This window comes from Nocardioides gansuensis (assembly GCF_003076135.1).
GTDB classification, from domain to species: domain Bacteria; phylum Actinomycetota; class Actinomycetes; order Propionibacteriales; family Nocardioidaceae; genus Nocardioides; species Nocardioides gansuensis.
Map to the genome: position 1 here is coordinate 143,039 of NZ_QDGZ01000007.1, position 15,100 is coordinate 158,138.

Sequence of the window (15,100 nt, forward strand, 5' to 3'; positions counted from 1 at the left end):
GACAGCGTCCACAGGCAAGGGGGCCACCATGACGATGTCCCCGAGCCGTCCGACGATGCACGACGTCGCCCGCGTCGCCGGAGTCTCGATCAAGACCGTGTCCCGCGTCGTCAACGGGGAGCCGGGCGTCCGGGCGAGCACGCGGGAGCGCGTCGACGCGGCCATCGGACAGCTTCGGTTCCTCCGCAACGACGGGGCGAGCCAGCTGCGCAGCGGCCGGGCGGACACGATCGGGCTGATCGTCGAGGACCTCGCCAACCCGTTCTACTCCGTGCTCGCTGCCGCCGTGGAGCGGGTGACCCGGCGGCACGGGCACCTGCTCATGACCGGGTCGGGCGAGGGCCTCTCGGAGCAGGAGCAGTCACTCGCCGCCGCCTTCCTCTCGCGACGCGCGGCCGGCCTGCTCGTCGTGCCCACGGAGTCCGACCACGCCTGGCTCACCCAGGAGGCCACTGCCGGCACCCCCCTGGTGTTCCTGGACCGTCCGGCGGCGGGGATCGTGGCCGACACCTTCCTCACCGACAACGAGGGCGGCGTGCGCAGCGGCGTCGAGCACCTCGCCGCCCACGGACACCGCCACATCGCGTTCCTGGGTGACGACCCGGCGTTCTGGACGGCCGCGCGGCGGCTCGACGGGTTCCACACGGCCACCACCGCGCTCGGACTGCGCTGCGACCGCGTGGCGATGGGCCCGCACGACCCGGCCGGGCTCGTCTCGGTGCTCCGCGCCTGGACGCAGGGAGACGATCCGATCACGGCCATCCTCACCGGCAACAACATCGTCACCGTGGCCGCGCTGCACGCGATGCGGGCCGCCGACGTCCGGCTCGGCCTCGTCGGCTTCGACGACTTCGAGCTCGCGGACCTGCTCGAGCCCTCGGTCACGGTGATCGCCCAGGACCCGGCGTCCATGGGCGAGCAGGCCGCTCACATGCTCTTCCAGCGACTGGCCGGCGACACCACCCCACCCCGGACCGTCATCCAGGCCACTCGTCTCGTCGTGCGCGAGTCCGGCCGGCTGCGCTGACCTCCTTCATCGGTCCGGCGGGACATGCGGCGTACGCCCCGTGAGCGAATGACCCCGTTATTGGGGATGCCCCACACGCGTTATGGGCGGAATGTAAAGAGATGAGCAATCCCACAGAGGCAGGCTCGGGCGCCGAGAGGGAGCACCGGGGAGAGTTGTTCGACGAGTGGGCCGACGACGGGGCGGTCCCCGACGTCGAGGACGACGGGAACGAGCAGTACCTGGAGGAGGGCGACGGCGGGGGCCGGGCGGGCGCTTCGGCTGCCGCCGTCTTCGTGGTGGGCGCCCTGTGGGGGGCGTTCGTCCTCGGGCTCGTGTGGTTCACCGCGGCCATGCGCGAGGACGACCCCGCCACCGCCGATTCCGGCGGCTCGGGGTCCGATGTCGCTTCTTTGACCCAGCAGGAGCAGGAGGGGCAGCAGCCCTTGGCGCGGGGGACTCGGCTGGAACGGTGCGCCCTTGCGGCGGAGCGGCTGGACACATCCCTTCAGGTCGCGGCCCCCGCGATGGCGCAGTGGGAGGTCCACGTCGGCGCGATGAACCAGCTCGTGGTCGGCGCCATCACGCTCAAGCAGGCCACCGACTTCTGGGAATCGACCCGAGTCGCCGCCGAGCGGAAGATCGGGCGCTTCCAGGATTCGCTGCGGCCGGTGCGTCGAGCGGGTCTGGACTGCCCGGTCGCCGGGCGCCTCGGGCATGCGTCGCAGAAGCTGCGCACCTGTGTGCTGAGCGTCGACGCGCGCGCAGGCGCAGTCGACGCCGCCGACACGGCCATCCGCACGTGGGCGGGGCACGTCGCGGCCATGGAAATGATGCGGATGGGGCACCTCTCTCCCGCCGACGCGACGAAGGAGTGGCTGTCCAGCTGGAAGCAGGGCGTCCGCGAGATCGAGGCCTACAAGGGCGCCACTCGGGAGGCGCAGCAGGCGGGCGGGTGCTGACCGCGCCCTCTTTCCGGACTGGCGGTGCCAGCCGTAGCGACCAGCGTCCTGGCCGCTGACACCACCCAGACCGAGTCAAGGACGGTACTGCCGTCGACGGGTCTATCCGTCTGGTGCGCCGTACGGCTCAGGCGGTATTTGGAAGCAGGCCTGTCCTATCGGGCGAGTGCGTGGCGCACCTTCGGCATTTGTAGTCTTGACGCCATGGACGACCCACGAAGTACCGACCGTTCACCCGCAACCACGGTTGGGGGTGAACGGGCCTGATGGACATCCAGACCTTCGTCAACCTGGGGCTGGTGCTCCTCTTCGTCTTGGTCGGCGGCGTCTTCGCCGCGACGGAGCTTGCCTTGGTCTCTTTGCGCGAGAGCCAGCTCACTGCGATCGAGCGAAAGGGCTCCCGTGGCGCACGTGTGGCGTCGGTTGCCCGTGATCCGAACCGGTTCCTGGCGGCGGTGCAGATCGGCGTGACTGTGGCCGGCTTCCTGTCAGCGGCCTACGGCGGGTCGACGCTCGCACCCGATCTCGCGCCGTACCTCGAGCACGTCGGCCTCGCAGAGCCGGCCGCCGAAGCGACGGCGCTCGTCCTGCTCACGCTCTTCATCGCCTACCTGTCCCTGGTTCTCGGTGAACTGGTGCCCAAGCGGCTGGCCCTGCAGAAGTCGGCCGCGGTGTCGCTGGCGGTGGCACCGATCCTGGACCGATTCGCCTCGCTGATGCGTCCGGTGATCTGGCTGCTCTCGGCCTCGACCAACGCCGTGGTTCGTCTTCTCGGCGGTGATCCCCATGCCACGAGCGAACAGCTCTCGGAGGAAGAGCTGCGGGACCTGGTCTCGACCCACGACGAGCTGGATGAGCAGGAACGCCGCATCCTTCGTGACGTCTTCACCGCCACGGACACGAGCTTGAAGGAAGTCATGCGTCCCCGCGGGGACGTGGCCTTCCTTCCTCGTGACCTGCCGCTGACTGTCGCGGCCGAACGGGTGCGCGGCATGCCCTACTCCCGCTATCCGGTCACCGGAGAGGACTTCGACGACGTGGTCGGGTTCCTCCACGTCCGCGACCTGCTGGGCATCACCGACAAGGACGACCGCAAGGTTCGTGACGCCTGCCGGCCAGTGCTCATGCTGCCGGGGAGCAAGCGGGTGCTGCCGTCGGTTGCCACCATGCGGGTCGAAGGCACCCATCTGGCCATCGTGGTCGACGAGTACGGCGGAACCGATGGCATCGTCACCCTCGAAGACCTTGTCGAGGAACTCGTCGGCGAGATCCGCGACGAGTACGACGCCGCCGAGGCCGCCACCGGCGAGGACCCGATGACCTTCGACGGCGGGACCAGCCTCGAGGGCTTCACCGACGCCACCGGCATCGAGCTCAGGGAAGGCCCCTACGAGACCGTGGCCGGCTACGTCATCGCTCAGCTCGGGCGCATCCCGGAAGTCGGGGACACCGTCGCCATCGACGCCGGCCGACTCGAGGTCGCAGCAATGACCGGGACACGGGTCACCGCGATTGCCTTCGCCCCGCTGTCCTCGGCGGATCAGCAAACCGAGAACTAGCCGCGTTGCGGCGAGCCGCCCCGTAGGTCCGTGGGGTCAGGCGGCGGTCTTCCTGCCTGCGATCGACTCCGCGACCCCGATCAGGAGCACCGCCGCGATCACGGCAAGCACGAATCCGAGGACGTTCAGCTCCCAGATCGACCCGGTGCCGAAGAACTGCGCAATCAGTCCGCCGATCAGCGAGCCCACGAGACCCAGGCCCAAGGTGGCAAGGAGACCGAGCTCCTGCTTCCCGGGCTTGATGAGGCGAGCGAGCGCTCCGATGACGAGGCCGGCGACAAGGAATCCGATCATGAAAGTGATGCTAGTCCGCGGTGTGCAACCTGAGGCGGTCAAACCACCTCGTAGCGCAGGGTCCCCACCACCCCCACGAAGACCTAGAGGAATGCCGCTTCGACCTCGGGTCCGCCATGCGCGGTGAGCCAGGAGCACACCTCGGCCAAGACCGTCGCTGGAAGCACGATCTCCTCCCCCGCCATGATCTCGGAAGAGATCGTTGGCCGCCAAGTAGTGCTCATTCCGCTCGTTCGACAACGCGACCAAGGGGCGGGTGTCGCAGACGATCAACGCTCGCTGCCGAATCCGCGCCCCAGCACGGCGTTGACGTACTCGGGTGAAGAGCCGTTCTTGGGTTCGTCCTTGATCATGCCCACGAACTTCGGGGCCAGGTGCCCCTCGGCTTCTGAACTTTGCGACTCTGTGCGGACAGCCGACTCTGCACCCCGTCTGGCCTGCGCAAACGCGCAGATTCACACGTTGAAGCGGAACTCCACCACGTCGCCGTCGGCCATGACGTAGTCCTTGCCCTCCATGCGGACCTTGCCGGCCTCGCGCGCCTTCTGCATCGAGCCTAGGGAGATGAGGTCGTCGAAGGAGACGACCTCGGCCTTGATGAAGCCCTTCTGGAAGTCGGTGTGGATCACGCCCGCGGCCTCGGGAGCCGAGGCGCCCTTGCGGATCGTCCAGGCGCGGGACTCCTTGGGGCCTGCGGTGAGGTAGGTCTGCAGGCCGAGGGTGTCGAAGCCGACGCGGGCCAGCTGGTCGAGGCCGGACTCCTCGATGCCCATCTCGTGGAGCATCTCCCGGGCCTCGTCGTCGTCACCGAGCTCGACGAGCTCGGCCTCGAACTTCGCGTCGAGGAAGATCGCCTCGGCCGGAGAGACGAGCTCCTGCATCTTCGCCTTCAGCGCGTCGTCGGAGAGCTCGTCGGCGTCGCAGTTGAAGACGTAGATGAACGGCTTGGCGGTCAGCAGCGACAGCTCGCGGATCAGGTCACGGTCGATCGAGGTGCTGATGATCGGCGTACCCGACTCCAGCGCGGAAAGCGCCTCCTTGGCGGCCGCGACGACGGCGCCGAGCTCCTTCTTCGCGCGGGCCTCCTTCTCCAGCCGGGGGATCGCCTTCTCGACGGTCTGGATGTCGGCGAGGATCAGCTCGGTCTGGATCGTGGAGATGTCGGAGCCGGGGTCGACCTTGCCCTCGACGTGGGTGACGTCGTCGTCGCGGAAGACGCGGGTCACCTGGCAGATCGCGGCCGACTCGCGGATGTGGGCGAGGAACTTGTTGCCCAGGCCCTCGCCCTGCGAGGCACCCGCGACGATGCCGGCGATGTCGACGAACTCCACGGTCGCCGGGAGGATCTTCTGCGAGCCGAACACCTCGGCCAACCGGGGCAGCCGGTCGTCCGGGACGCCCACGACACCCACGTTGGGCTCGATCGTCGCGAATGGGTAGTTCGCCGCGAGCACGTCGTTCTTGGTGAGGGCGTTGAAGAGCGTCGACTTGCCTGCGTTGGGGAGACCGACGATGCCGATGGTGAGAGCCACGGGCGGGGAGTCTACGGCGGGCGCAGGGGACAGAAGAATCGCGCGCCGCCGGTTTGGCCCACCTTGGACGGCCGATGTTGAATCGAGAGCACCCCGGCCCGACCGAGGGGCCCAGCCCTGGCCGCCCGACCCCGAGAGGCCCATGACTCCCGACTGGCTCCGTGAGCTCCTCGCTGCGCTGTCCCTGGCCACGCTGGGGCCAGGCGTGCCGGCGCCTGCGCCCGACCTCGTGGTCCCGCCCGCGGGCACCGTCGCCGCCCCGGCTGCGGCCGCCCCGACGTACCCCCGCGAGGTCTTCGCCGACGAGTTCGACGGCCCCGTCGAGACCCACTGGCGCCACGTGTCCACCTCGTCCCCGGAGCGGCTGCGCCAGGACACCGTCGACGGCCGCTCCGTGCTCGCGCTCGGTCCGGAGTCCCACCTCGTCGCCAACGACGCGGTCCCCTACCAGGTCGGCGCCACCTACCGGGTGAGCGCCGTGCTCAAGATGCCCAGCAAGACCGGCACGCACCCCGCGTTCTGGCTGCGCTCCCACGACTTCGAGCGGCCGGACGAGATCGACGTGGTCGAGACCTGGGGCGGGAAGCAGCGGTGCGAGCGCGTGCAGCTCGCCTTCTACTGGCGCTACCTGCCGCCCGTGGGCTCGCAGAAGTGCGTCGGCGGGCGCTATCCCGACCCGGCAGAGTGGCACGAGTACTCCGTCGAGTTCACCTATATGGGCGGGGGCCGCGACCCCCAGTTCGACCACGCCGCGCCGATGCGGTTCTTCGTGGACGGACAGGAGACCTGGTCGGCCAGGCACTCCCCCTCGCTGCCGTCGTTCCTCCACCTGCAGCACAAGCGCAACTGCCCCGAGGACGAGCAGCCCACGTGCGGCGAGACCGCGAGCGGGCCCGAGATGCTGGTCGACCGCGTCGAGGTCGAGGCAGTCGGGCGCCAGCCGTCGACCTCCCCCGCCACGCTCGTCGGCGTCCGCCGCACCGGCCCCACCACCGTCGACCTGATGGCGCTCGACCCGGCCGACCACAACGCCGTCGCCGCGCAGCTGACGCTGCCGATGGACGAGTCCGACTGGCACTACGCGACCGGAGACTACGACGGCGACACGGTCGACGACCTGTACGCCGTGGCGCGGGGGCCGCGGGGCAGCATCCGCGTCGACGTGCTGGACGGGCTCAAGCAGTTCAGCGTGCCGCTGACCCGCGCCAGCGTGGTCGCCCCGGGCCGTCGGTCCGCGGACGCCCAGCACCTGGTCGGCGACTACAACGGCGACGGGCGCGACGACCTCTATCTCGTGGATGCGGTGGCGGGCCGCACCGTGGTCCGGGTGCTCGACGCCAGCGCCGGCTTCCAGACCGCCCTCGCCGAGCCCGTGACCGCGGCCCCCGCCCTCGAGCCCGAGGGCTGGCGCCTGGCCACCGGCGACATCAACGCCGACGGACTGGACGACCTGCTGATGGTCGACCTCGACGACGGCGCCGGGCGCGCCGCCGTACACGTCCTCGACGCGGCCACCGGGTTCTCGTCCTTCGTCATCCAGGCGACGACCCCCTCCGGCGCGCTCGATCCCGCCGCCTGGAGCGTGACCACGGGCGACGCCAACGCGGACGGCCGCGACGACCTCTACCTCCTGGCCCGCGACTCCGGCGGGGTCACCGCGGCCCACGTCCTCGACGCCGCCAGCGGCTTCACGGCCTACCACCTCGAGGCGGCCACCGCCCTCCCGGCGACGACCGATCCGTCGTGGCGGCTCGCCGAGGGATAAGCCGGACATGACGAACGCCCCTCCCGCTCATGACAGGAGGGGCGCCCGGTCGGGAATGCTCGGGCCAGGGAATGCTCAGGCGCCGTAGAGCGCCTGGACACCGGCTCGGTCGGACGCGGTCATGCTCAGGTCGTCCGAGGTGCCGTTGCACTGGGGGTAGTGCATGATCGACGCCGAGTCGTAGGGCGTCAGCGGCCGCCAGTTGTTGTCCTCGAAGCAGGTGCCCGACTCGGGACGGGTGTGCTCGTGGCGGAAGCCCAGGGTGTGGCCGAGCTCGTGACCCATGATGTTGCCCGGCGTCCAGGAGCCGGAGCTCGTCAGCGAGGCGGCGTTGACCAGGATGTTGCGACCCCGGTCGGAGGTGCTGGGGAAGAACGCGCGGGCGATGTACTGCGTCGTGCTGGTCGGCTCGACGGAGAACAGCACCGCATTGTTGCGCGTGGTGCAGTTGCTGTCGGCGGCCGGGACGTGGATGTAGTCGACCTTCGAGGACGCCTGCTCCCACAGGGCGACACCGGCGTTCATCGCGTTGACGACGTTGGTCTTCTGGCTGCCGAACTTGTCGCTGATGCAGTAGGTCAGGTTCATCGCCTGAGTCGCGCTCCACTTGTCGTCACGGCCGAAGACGGTGTTGACGACGAGACCCTCCTCGAGGGTCTTGTGGCCGTGCACGTCGTTGCCAGTCAGCACGTCGTAGTACTGGCGCAGGCGGCCGGTGTCGGCGACGGGCTCGTCGCCGTTGACGATGTACTGCTTGTCCGTGTCGACGTAGGTCTGCGCCTCGTACTCGCGGAACGTGGGGACGGCGTCCCCGGAGCTCAGCGTCGCCGCGGCCGGGGCGGCGAGGGACGAGGCGAGGACGGCCGCTCCGGCGAGCGCGAGTGCGCGAGGGCGAGCGGACAACAGGCGACGGTGCATATGGTGCTCCCTGGATTCGATGTGATGGGGGGTTTCCCCACGGTCCCGGGGTCGCTGAACGGGCACGCTGTAGCGTGACGCGCATCACAAAATCCCGAGATCGATGCGGGGAGCACAACCTCCCCCACAGGACTGCCTCCTGTAAAGGGGTGCCGCCGAAGATCCTCCGGGCATCCGGTGCTCGTGGCCGGTCGTGTCCCGGGCGTGGCCGGCCGGTGGCCTGTCTATCCCCGTCCGTAGGCTGCCCCCGTGCGCATCGCCACCTGGAACGTCAACTCCCTCCGCTCCCGCATCGACCGGGTCGAGGCCTTCCTCGCCCGCCACGACGTCGACGTGCTCGCCGTGCAGGAGACCAAGGCGCGCGAGGACCAGCTGCCGCTGATGGGCCTGCAGGCGATGGGGTACGACGTCGCGGTGGCCGGCGTGAACCAGTGGAACGGAGTCGGGCTGATCTCGCGCGTCGGCCTCGAGGACGTCCAGGTCGGCTTCGAGGGCATGCCGGGGTGGGGCGAGCCGCTCGCGGCCGAGTCCCGGGCGATCGGCGCCGTGTGCGGCGGCGTACGGATCTGGTCCCTCTACGTGCCCAACGGCCGCAAGCCGCACGATCCCCACTACGTCTACAAGCTCGACTGGCTGCAGCGGCTGCGGGAGGCCGCTGGATCGTGGCTGGACGGCGAGACGGCGCTCGTCGGCGACTGGAACGTGTGCCCCACCGACGAGGACGTCTTCGACCCGGCGCAGTTCCGCAACTCGACCCACGTGACCCCCGCCGAGCGGGCGGCGTTCCACGCCTTCCTCGAGGACGGCTACGCCGAGGTCACCCGCAAGCACGATCCCGGCTACACCTACTGGGACTACTACCGGCAGCGGTTCGAGCGGGACCGCGGGCTCAAGATCGACTTCGTGCTCGCCTCGCCGGCGCTGGCTGCGAGGGTGACGAGCGCATTCGTCGACCGCGAGGAGCGGGCTGGCGCAGGTGCCTCCGACCACGCCCCGGTGGTCGTCGACCTGGCTTCGGTGGTCGAGTAGCGAGCGCAGCGAGCGTTTCCAGACCCGGCCTCCCGGCCGTTGTCGGTGCCTTCGGCCATGATCGGCGCATGGAGACGCAGACCCTGACCGCCCTGCTGGTCGCGCTGGCGATCGGCCTGGGGCTGGGCGTGCTGGTCGGCTGGCTGGGGGCGCGGTCCCGGCCGGCGGCGGACGCCACGCGCGAGACGCTGGTCGCGGCGCTCGAGCAGCGGGCGGGCGACGAGGCGGCCGTCCGCGAGGGGCTCGAGCGGCTGCACGACCAGATGCGCGACCTCGAGCACGCTCGGGCGACGTGGCAGGGCCAGCTGAGCCAGCAGGTCGACGACATGCGCGCGACCGCCGACACCCTGCGTCGCGAGACCGCCTCGCTGGCCACCGCGCTGCGCAAGCCCCAGGTGCGCGGCCGCTGGGGCGAGCTGCACCTGCGCCGGGCGGTGGAGCTCGCCGGCCTGGTCGACCGCTGCGACTTCACCGAGCAGGCCAGGCTCGACGGCGGCGCGCTCCGCCCCGACCTCGTGGTGCACCTGGCCGGTGGCAAGTCGATCGTCGTCGACTCCAAGGTCCCGCTCGACGCCTTCCTCGACGCCGCCCGCGTCGACCCCTCCGACCGTGACGCCGACGCGGTGCGCGCCGCCCACCTCGACCGCCATGCCCGCCAGCTGCGCACCCACGTCGACTCGCTGGCCGCGAAGTCCTACTGGCGGTCGCTGCCGGAGTCGCCGGAGTTCGTGGTGCTGTTCGTGCCGGCCGAGGCGTTCCTCTCCGCGGCCCTCGAGGCCGACGGAGACCTGATCGACCACGCCGCCGGCCGCCAGGTGGTGCTGGCGACCCCGACCACCCTGATCGCGCTGCTCCGCACGGTCGCCCACGGCTGGACGCATGAGGCCCTCGCTGGGCAGGCCGCGGAGGTTCAGCGGCTGGGCCGCGAGCTGCACGAGCGGCTGGCGACGATGGGCGGACACCTCGACCGGGTCGGCCGCTCCCTGCGCGCCGCGGTCACGTCCTACAACCAGGCCGTGGGGTCGCTCGAGGGGCGCGTGCTGGTGACGGCGCGCCGGTTCGGCGAGATGGGTGTGGCGCACGGCGAGCTGCCCTCCCCCGGCCAGGTCGAGCAGGTGCCGCGGACGCTGGGAGCGCCGGAGTTCGAGGCGCTCGAGGTCGACTCGCTCGCCGAGCGGGACGACGAGGCCCTGGCCCAGCAGGCGCGACCCGGCGCGGCGCGCCGGGCGCGGGGGGCGTGACGGGCGGCCTACGGTGGACGGCGTGAGCCAGCAGGGACCCCTGTGGCAGGACCGCGTGTGGCGGCACGGCGTGGAGCGGCCCGGTCAGCTGGTGACGCTCGCGATCGCCGTCGTGCTCACCCTCGTGGCGATTGACGTGCTGCTCGTCGGGCAGCTGAGCTACTTCTTCGACCTGGGCTTCGTCACGGCCTGCCTCGGCCTGGCCCTGCTGGTGCGGCCCCGCGAGTTCCTGCTCCTGGCGGCGCTGCCCCCGCTGGTGATGGTGGCCGTCTTCGCGCTGCTCGCTCCCCTCGACCCCGACGTGGTCGCCGAGCCCGGAGACAACGTCGTGCAGGCGCTCGTCTCCGGGATCGCCCACCACAGCGGCGCGCTGGTGGCCGGCTATGCCCTCTTCCTCGGCTGTCTGGTGCTGCGGCACCGCAGCCTCCGGCGCGGCTGACCCAGCCGGGTCAGGCCCCGAAGCGGACGACGTCCCCGGCCCCCCGGCGTACGACCTCGGGCTCGCCCGACGACCAGTCGACCACCGAGGTCGGCTCGGCCGAGGTCTCCCCCGCCTCGATGACGAGGTCGACGCTGTGGTCGAGCTCCTCCTTGATCTCCCACCCCATGGTGCGGGCCTGCTGCTCGCCGGGCAGGATCAGGGTGCTGGTGAGGATCGGCTCGCCGAGCTCGGCGAGCAGGGCCTGCACGAGCACGTGGTCGGGGATCCGCACGCCGACGGTGCGCTTCTTGGGGTGCATCAGCCGCTTCGGCACCTCGCCGGTGGCGGGCAGGATGAACGTGTAGGGGCCGGGCGTCGCCGCCTTGATCGCCCGGAACGCCGCGTTGTCGATGTGCACGAACTGCCCGAGCTGGGCAAAGTCGCAGCACATCAGCGTGAAGTGGTGGCGGTCGTCGAGGTCTCGGATCTTGAGGATGCGGTCGCGGCCGTCGCGGTTGCCGAGCTGGCAGCCGAGGGCGTAGCCCGAGTCGGTCGGGTAGGCGATCAGCGCGTCGTCGCGCAGCGCCTCGACCACCTGTGACACCAGGCGAGGCTGCGGGTTGTCGGGATGTACGTCGAGGAAGCGCGCCATCTCCGCTCGGCCTCAGCCCTGGCTCTTCGAGGCGGCCCGCAGGTCGCGTCGCAGCTCCGGAGGCAGCGCGAAGATGAGGGACTCCTCGGCCGAGTGGACGGCCTTGGCGTCGGGATAGCCCCGCTCGGCGAGGAAGGCCAGGACGCCCTGGACGAGCTCCTCCGGCACGGACGCCCCGGAGGTGACCGACACGGTCATCACCCCGTCGAGCCAGGCCTCGTCGATCTCGGATGCGTCGTCGACGCGGTGGGCCGAGCGGGCGCCCGCCTCCAGGGCGACCTCGACGAGGCGCACCGAGTTGGACGAGTTGCCGGAGCCGACCACGATCACCAGGTCGGCGTCCTTGGCGATCTCCTTGACCGCGAGCTGACGGTTCTGGGTGGCGTAGCAGATATCGTCGCTCGGCGGGTCGAGCAGCGCGGGGAAGCGCTCGCGGATCGCGGCGACGGTCTCCATCGTCTCGTCGACCGACAGGGTCGTCTGCGACAGCCAGGCGACCCGCTCGGGGTCACGCACCTTGATCTTCGCGACGTCGTCCGGGCCCTCGACCAGCTGGATGTGGTCGCGTGCCTCGCCGGCAGTGCCCTCGACCTCCTCGTGACCGGCGTGGCCGATCAGGAGGATGTCGTAGTCGTCGGAGGCGAAGCGGCGCGCTTCGTGGTGCACCTTGGTCACCAGCGGGCAGGTCGCGTCGATGGTCTTGAGGCCGCGGGTGGCCGCTTGCTCGTGGACGAGGGGCGAGACGCCATGGGCGGAGAAGACGACGGTCGCCCCCTCGGGGACCTCGTCGAGCTCCTCGACGAAGACGGCGCCCCGCTCCTCGAGGGTCGCGACGACGTGCTTGTTGTGGACGATCTGCTTGCGCACGTAGACGGGGGCGCCGTAGACGTCCAGGGCCTTCTCGACGGTGATGACGGCCCGGTCGACGCCCGCGCAGTAGCCGCGCGGCGCGGCCAGCAGAACGTTCCTGGCGGACTCGGGGTCGAGCACGGGGGGCAGTCCGAGGTCGGTCGTCATGGCGCCGAGTCTAGGCGGATCGCCTAGCCCCGGCCGACCAGCCAGCCGGCGAGCGCGGCCAGCCCCGCGATGACCACGAGCAGGACGAGGGCGAGCGTGAGCAGCCTCACCCGGCTGGACCACCACTCCCGGGTCGCCTCGACCTCCGCCCTGAAGGTCGCGCGCGCCTCCTCGAGGTCGGTGGCCAGGGCAGAGGCCCGCTGCTCAGCGGCGACCCGCTCCTCCATGGCCGCCTGGGCGATGGTGGTGTGGTGCAGGACGATCTTCTCCACGGCCTGCCGCTCCGCCGCGCGCGCGGCGGCCTGCGACTCCGCGTACCCGCGCGCCTCGGCGTGCTCGGCCGCCTGCTCGTCGGCGGCCAGCCGGGCGGCGTACGACTCCTCGGCGGCGGCACGGAGCTCGGCCAGCCTGGCCTTCGCGTCGGCGAGCAGGCCCTGGAGGTGCCCCTCGGCCTCGGCGCGGGCGGCGGCCGCGGCGTCGGCTGCAGCGGCGGACGCCTGCGCGGCCTCCTCGGCTGCCGTGCGGGCGGCGAGGGCCCGGGCGGCGACCTCCTCGGCCTGGGTGCGGGCCTCCGTGGCGGCGAGCGCGTCGGCTTCCGCGACCGTGCGGGCGTCAGCGAGCTCGGCCGCCTTCTGCTCGGCCGCGAGGCGCGCCTCACCGGCGCTGGCGACCTCGCCGGTCAGCGTGGCGAGCCGCCCGGTCCAGGCCTCCTCGTCCGCCTGCCGCTGGGCCAGGTGGTCGGCGACGGCCCGCTCGGCGGCTGCGAGGGCCTCGTGCGCGGCGGTCGCCTGCTCGACCGCGTCACGGGCGCGGGCCTCGGCAGTGTCGCGGGCGGCGATGGTGTCGGCGAGGGCACGCTCCGCGAGGACGCGGTCGGCGACGTGCTCCGCCGCGATGCGCTCAGCTGCCTCGCGCAGCACCTGGGCGCGGGCCGCCGCCGCGGTGTGCCTGGACACCTGCGAGGACGCCTCCTCCAGCGAGCGGGGCTCGGGCAGCGGCTGGGGCACGAGGTAGTCCTCGGGGCGAACGGAGGGCGTCCGCGGGGACTGGTCACTGGACATCGACGCGAGGCTATCGATGTACGCCGCGGCGTGTGGGGCCGGCCCACTGTGACGTTCGCCCGCACGGCCGACGGCCAGGGCCACAGCAGGCGCCTGTCGCCCCCTGCCTGTCGGTGGCGTCGCCTAGGGTCGAGGCCGTGCCCTCCCTCCGTGAGTCCACCCCCGAGTCGCCCGCGCCCGTGCGCGCGGTGGCCAATGCGGTGGCGCAGTGGATCGACCGCCTGGGCGCGGTCTGGGTCGAGGGCCAGATCGCACAGGTGACCCGCCGGCCCGGAGTCGGCACCGTTTTCATGACGCTGCGCGACACGGTCGCCGACATCTCGGTGACGCTCACCTGCCAGCGGTCGCTGTTCGACTCGCTCAACCCTCCGCTCGTCGAGGGGGCGAGCGTGGTCGTCCATGCCCGGCCGTCGTTCTACGCCAACCGCGGGTCCTTCTCGCTCGCCGCCCGCGACATCCGGATGGTCGGCCTGGGCGAGCTGCTCGCCCGGCTCGAGCGGCGTCGCCAGCTGCTCGCCGCCGAGGGTCTGTTCGCCGCCGAGCTCAAGCGCGACCTGCCCTTCCTGCCGGGCGTCGTCGGGCTGGTGACGGCTCCTGGCAGCGCCGCCGAGCGCGACATCCTCGACAACGCGCGCCGCCGCTGGCCCTCGGTGCGGTTCGACGTGGTGCACGCCGCCATGCAGGGCCCGCGCTGCGCAGCCGAGGTGATGGACGCCCTCGACCGGCTGGAGCGGCGGCCCGAGGTCGACGTCGTGGTCGTCGCCCGTGGCGGCGGCTCGGTCGAGGACCTGCTCCCCTTCTCCGACGAGGCTCTGGTCCGAGCCGTGCACGCGATGCGCACGCCGCTGGTCTCGGCGATCGGCCACGAGCAGGACCAGCCGTTGCTCGACCTGGTCGCCGATGTGCGCGCCTCGACGCCCACCGATGCGGCCAAGCTGGTCGTCCCCGACATGGCCGAGGAGCTGCGCGGCGTCACCTGGGCCCGCGACCGGCTGCGCCAGCTCGTCGTCCAGCGGGTTGCCCGTGAGCAGGAGCTGCTCGACCAGCTGCGCGCCCGGCCGGCGATGGCCGACCCCCGCGTGCTGCTCGACGCCCGCTGGTCGGAGGTCGCCGAGCTGCGAGACCGCGCCCGGCGCTGCCTCTCCCAGCGGATCGACCGGGCCGCCGACGACGTCGGCCACCACCGCGCCCGGGCCCGCGCCCTGTCGCCCCTCGAGACGCTGCGCCGGGGCTACGCCGTGCTCCAGGACGCGGACGGCCACGTCGTCACGTCCGTGAGCGCGCTCGCCACCGGCGCCCCCGTGAGCGTCCGGGTCGCCGACGGCCGGGTGCATGCCACCACCACCACGATCGAGCCGCTCGACGCGAACGGGTCCCAGACTGCAGCGGCACAGACAGGCCACCAGGAGGACGGCGATGACTGACAAGACGGTGCGCGACGAGGAGGGGCAGCCGCTCGGCTACGAGGCCGCCCGCGAGGAGCTCATCGACGTGGTGCGGCGCCTCGAGGCGGGCGGCTCGACGCTCGAGGAGTCGCTCGCCCTGTGGGAGCGCGGCGAGCAGCTCGCGCGGGTCTGCCAGGACTGGCTGGACGGAGCTCGCAAGCGGCTCGACGACGTGATCGGCGAGCAGCCGGAGTAGCG

Annotated in this window: 15 protein-coding genes; 9 read left to right on the plus strand and 6 right to left on the minus strand. The window is 71.7% G+C overall.

All coding sequences use genetic code 11. The features are described 5' to 3' along the window. The first annotated feature begins 28 nt into the window (after positions 1-28). From DDE18_RS16535 to DDE18_RS16545, 3 genes are all read left to right on the plus strand, one after another. Positions 29-1,027, plus strand: coding sequence for a LacI family DNA-binding transcriptional regulator (locus tag DDE18_RS16535; RefSeq protein ID WP_211754589.1), 999 nt, complete (start codon positions 29-31; stop codon positions 1,025-1,027). A 101-nt stretch (positions 1,028-1,128) separates the two neighbouring features. Next, on the plus strand, positions 1,129-1,968 hold the full coding sequence (locus DDE18_RS16540; protein ID WP_116573379.1) for a hypothetical protein: 840 nt from the start codon (positions 1,129-1,131) through the stop codon (positions 1,966-1,968). 266 nt (positions 1,969-2,234) lie between these two features. Then, positions 2,235-3,527, plus strand: coding sequence for a hemolysin family protein (locus tag DDE18_RS16545; RefSeq protein WP_116573380.1), 1,293 nt, complete (start codon positions 2,235-2,237; stop codon positions 3,525-3,527). 36 nt (positions 3,528-3,563) lie between these two features. On the opposite strand, the gene DDE18_RS16550 is transcribed toward DDE18_RS16545, so the two are convergent. After that, positions 3,564-3,821 (minus strand): GlsB/YeaQ/YmgE family stress response membrane protein, encoded by a 258-nt coding sequence (locus tag DDE18_RS16550; RefSeq protein ID WP_116573381.1) that lies wholly within the window; start codon positions 3,819-3,821, stop codon positions 3,564-3,566. A gap of 455 nt (positions 3,822-4,276) precedes the next feature. Further along, positions 4,277-5,353: a redox-regulated ATPase YchF gene (gene ychF, locus DDE18_RS16555; protein WP_116573567.1), complete on the minus strand. Its 1,077-nt coding sequence runs from the start codon at positions 5,351-5,353 to the stop codon at positions 4,277-4,279. Between the two features lie 142 nt (positions 5,354-5,495). Between ychF and DDE18_RS16560 the strand changes: the two genes are divergently transcribed. Beyond that, entirely contained in the window at positions 5,496-7,118 is a 1,623-nt protein-coding gene (locus DDE18_RS16560) for a family 16 glycosylhydrolase (protein ID WP_165821204.1), read from the plus strand. Positions 7,119-7,193: 75 nt separating this feature from the next. On the opposite strand, the gene DDE18_RS16565 is transcribed toward DDE18_RS16560, so the two are convergent. Beyond that, entirely contained in the window at positions 7,194-8,021 is an 828-nt protein-coding gene (locus DDE18_RS16565; RefSeq protein WP_211754590.1) for a M57 family metalloprotease, read from the minus strand. A gap of 264 nt (positions 8,022-8,285) precedes the next feature. Here DDE18_RS16565 and DDE18_RS16570 point away from each other — a divergent pair, with 264 nt between their 5' ends. From DDE18_RS16570 to DDE18_RS16580, 3 genes are all read left to right on the plus strand, one after another. Continuing rightward, the gene (locus tag DDE18_RS16570) at positions 8,286-9,065 is read left to right on the plus strand and encodes an exodeoxyribonuclease III (RefSeq protein ID WP_116573384.1); all 780 of its coding nucleotides are present in this window, start codon (positions 8,286-8,288) and stop codon (positions 9,063-9,065) included. 68 nt (positions 9,066-9,133) lie between these two features. Beyond that, entirely contained in the window at positions 9,134-10,306 is a 1,173-nt protein-coding gene (locus tag DDE18_RS16575; RefSeq protein WP_116573385.1) for a DNA recombination protein RmuC, read from the plus strand. A gap of 22 nt (positions 10,307-10,328) precedes the next feature. Then, complete coding sequence (locus DDE18_RS16580) at positions 10,329-10,745, plus strand: DUF6542 domain-containing protein (protein WP_133241252.1); 417 nt, start codon at positions 10,329-10,331, stop codon at positions 10,743-10,745. 10 nt (positions 10,746-10,755) lie between these two features. Here DDE18_RS16580 and DDE18_RS16585 read toward each other — a convergent pair whose 3' ends face one another. From DDE18_RS16585 to DDE18_RS16595, 3 genes are read right to left on the minus strand one after another with little or no spacing between them, the layout of a single operon-like run. Beyond that, a complete protein-coding gene (locus DDE18_RS16585; RefSeq protein WP_116573387.1) occupies positions 10,756-11,379 on the minus strand; it encodes an L-threonylcarbamoyladenylate synthase in 624 nt (207 codons plus the stop codon). A gap of 12 nt (positions 11,380-11,391) precedes the next feature. Continuing rightward, positions 11,392-12,396: a 4-hydroxy-3-methylbut-2-enyl diphosphate reductase gene (locus DDE18_RS16590; protein ID WP_116573388.1), complete on the minus strand. Its 1,005-nt coding sequence runs from the start codon at positions 12,394-12,396 to the stop codon at positions 11,392-11,394. Positions 12,397-12,419: 23 nt separating this feature from the next. Then, positions 12,420-13,457, minus strand: a complete 1,038-nt coding sequence (locus tag DDE18_RS16595; RefSeq protein ID WP_116573389.1) for a coiled-coil domain-containing protein — start codon at positions 13,455-13,457, stop codon at positions 12,420-12,422. A 137-nt stretch (positions 13,458-13,594) separates the two neighbouring features. On the opposite strand from DDE18_RS16595, the gene xseA reads away from it, so the two are divergent. Together xseA and DDE18_RS16605 are read left to right on the plus strand one after the other, a co-directional pair. After that, positions 13,595-14,881 (plus strand): exodeoxyribonuclease VII large subunit, encoded by a 1,287-nt coding sequence (gene xseA, locus DDE18_RS16600; protein WP_116573390.1) that lies wholly within the window; start codon positions 13,595-13,597, stop codon positions 14,879-14,881. Next, on the plus strand, positions 14,874-15,098 hold the full coding sequence (locus DDE18_RS16605; RefSeq protein WP_116573391.1) for an exodeoxyribonuclease VII small subunit: 225 nt from the start codon (positions 14,874-14,876) through the stop codon (positions 15,096-15,098). The genes xseA and DDE18_RS16605 overlap by 8 nt, the downstream gene beginning before the upstream one ends. Positions 15,099-15,100: the final 2 nt, after the last annotated feature.

Excerpts from the sequence above, each read along its gene's own strand:
- DDE18_RS16590 (WP_116573388.1), bottom strand. The coding sequence starts at position 12,396 with ATGACGACCGACCTCGGACTGCCCCCCGTGCTCGACCCCGAGTCCGCC.
- DDE18_RS16550 (WP_116573381.1), bottom strand. The coding sequence starts at position 3,821 with ATGATCGGATTCCTTGTCGCCGGCCTCGTCATCGGAGCGCTCGCTCGC.
- DDE18_RS16560 (WP_165821204.1), top strand. The coding sequence starts at position 5,496 with ATGACTCCCGACTGGCTCCGTGAGCTCCTCGCTGCGCTGTCCCTGGCC.
- DDE18_RS16535 (WP_211754589.1), top strand. The coding sequence starts at position 29 with ATGACGATGTCCCCGAGCCGTCCGACGATGCACGACGTCGCCCGCGTC.
- DDE18_RS16575 (WP_116573385.1), top strand. The coding sequence starts at position 9,134 with ATGGAGACGCAGACCCTGACCGCCCTGCTGGTCGCGCTGGCGATCGGC.
- DDE18_RS16585 (WP_116573387.1), bottom strand. The coding sequence starts at position 11,379 with ATGGCGCGCTTCCTCGACGTACATCCCGACAACCCGCAGCCTCGCCTG.
- DDE18_RS16545 (WP_116573380.1), top strand. The coding sequence starts at position 2,235 with ATGGACATCCAGACCTTCGTCAACCTGGGGCTGGTGCTCCTCTTCGTC.
- DDE18_RS16605 (WP_116573391.1), top strand. The coding sequence starts at position 14,874 with ATGACTGACAAGACGGTGCGCGACGAGGAGGGGCAGCCGCTCGGCTAC.
- DDE18_RS16540 (WP_116573379.1), top strand. The coding sequence starts at position 1,129 with ATGAGCAATCCCACAGAGGCAGGCTCGGGCGCCGAGAGGGAGCACCGG.
- DDE18_RS16595 (WP_116573389.1), bottom strand. The coding sequence starts at position 13,457 with ATGTCCAGTGACCAGTCCCCGCGGACGCCCTCCGTTCGCCCCGAGGAC.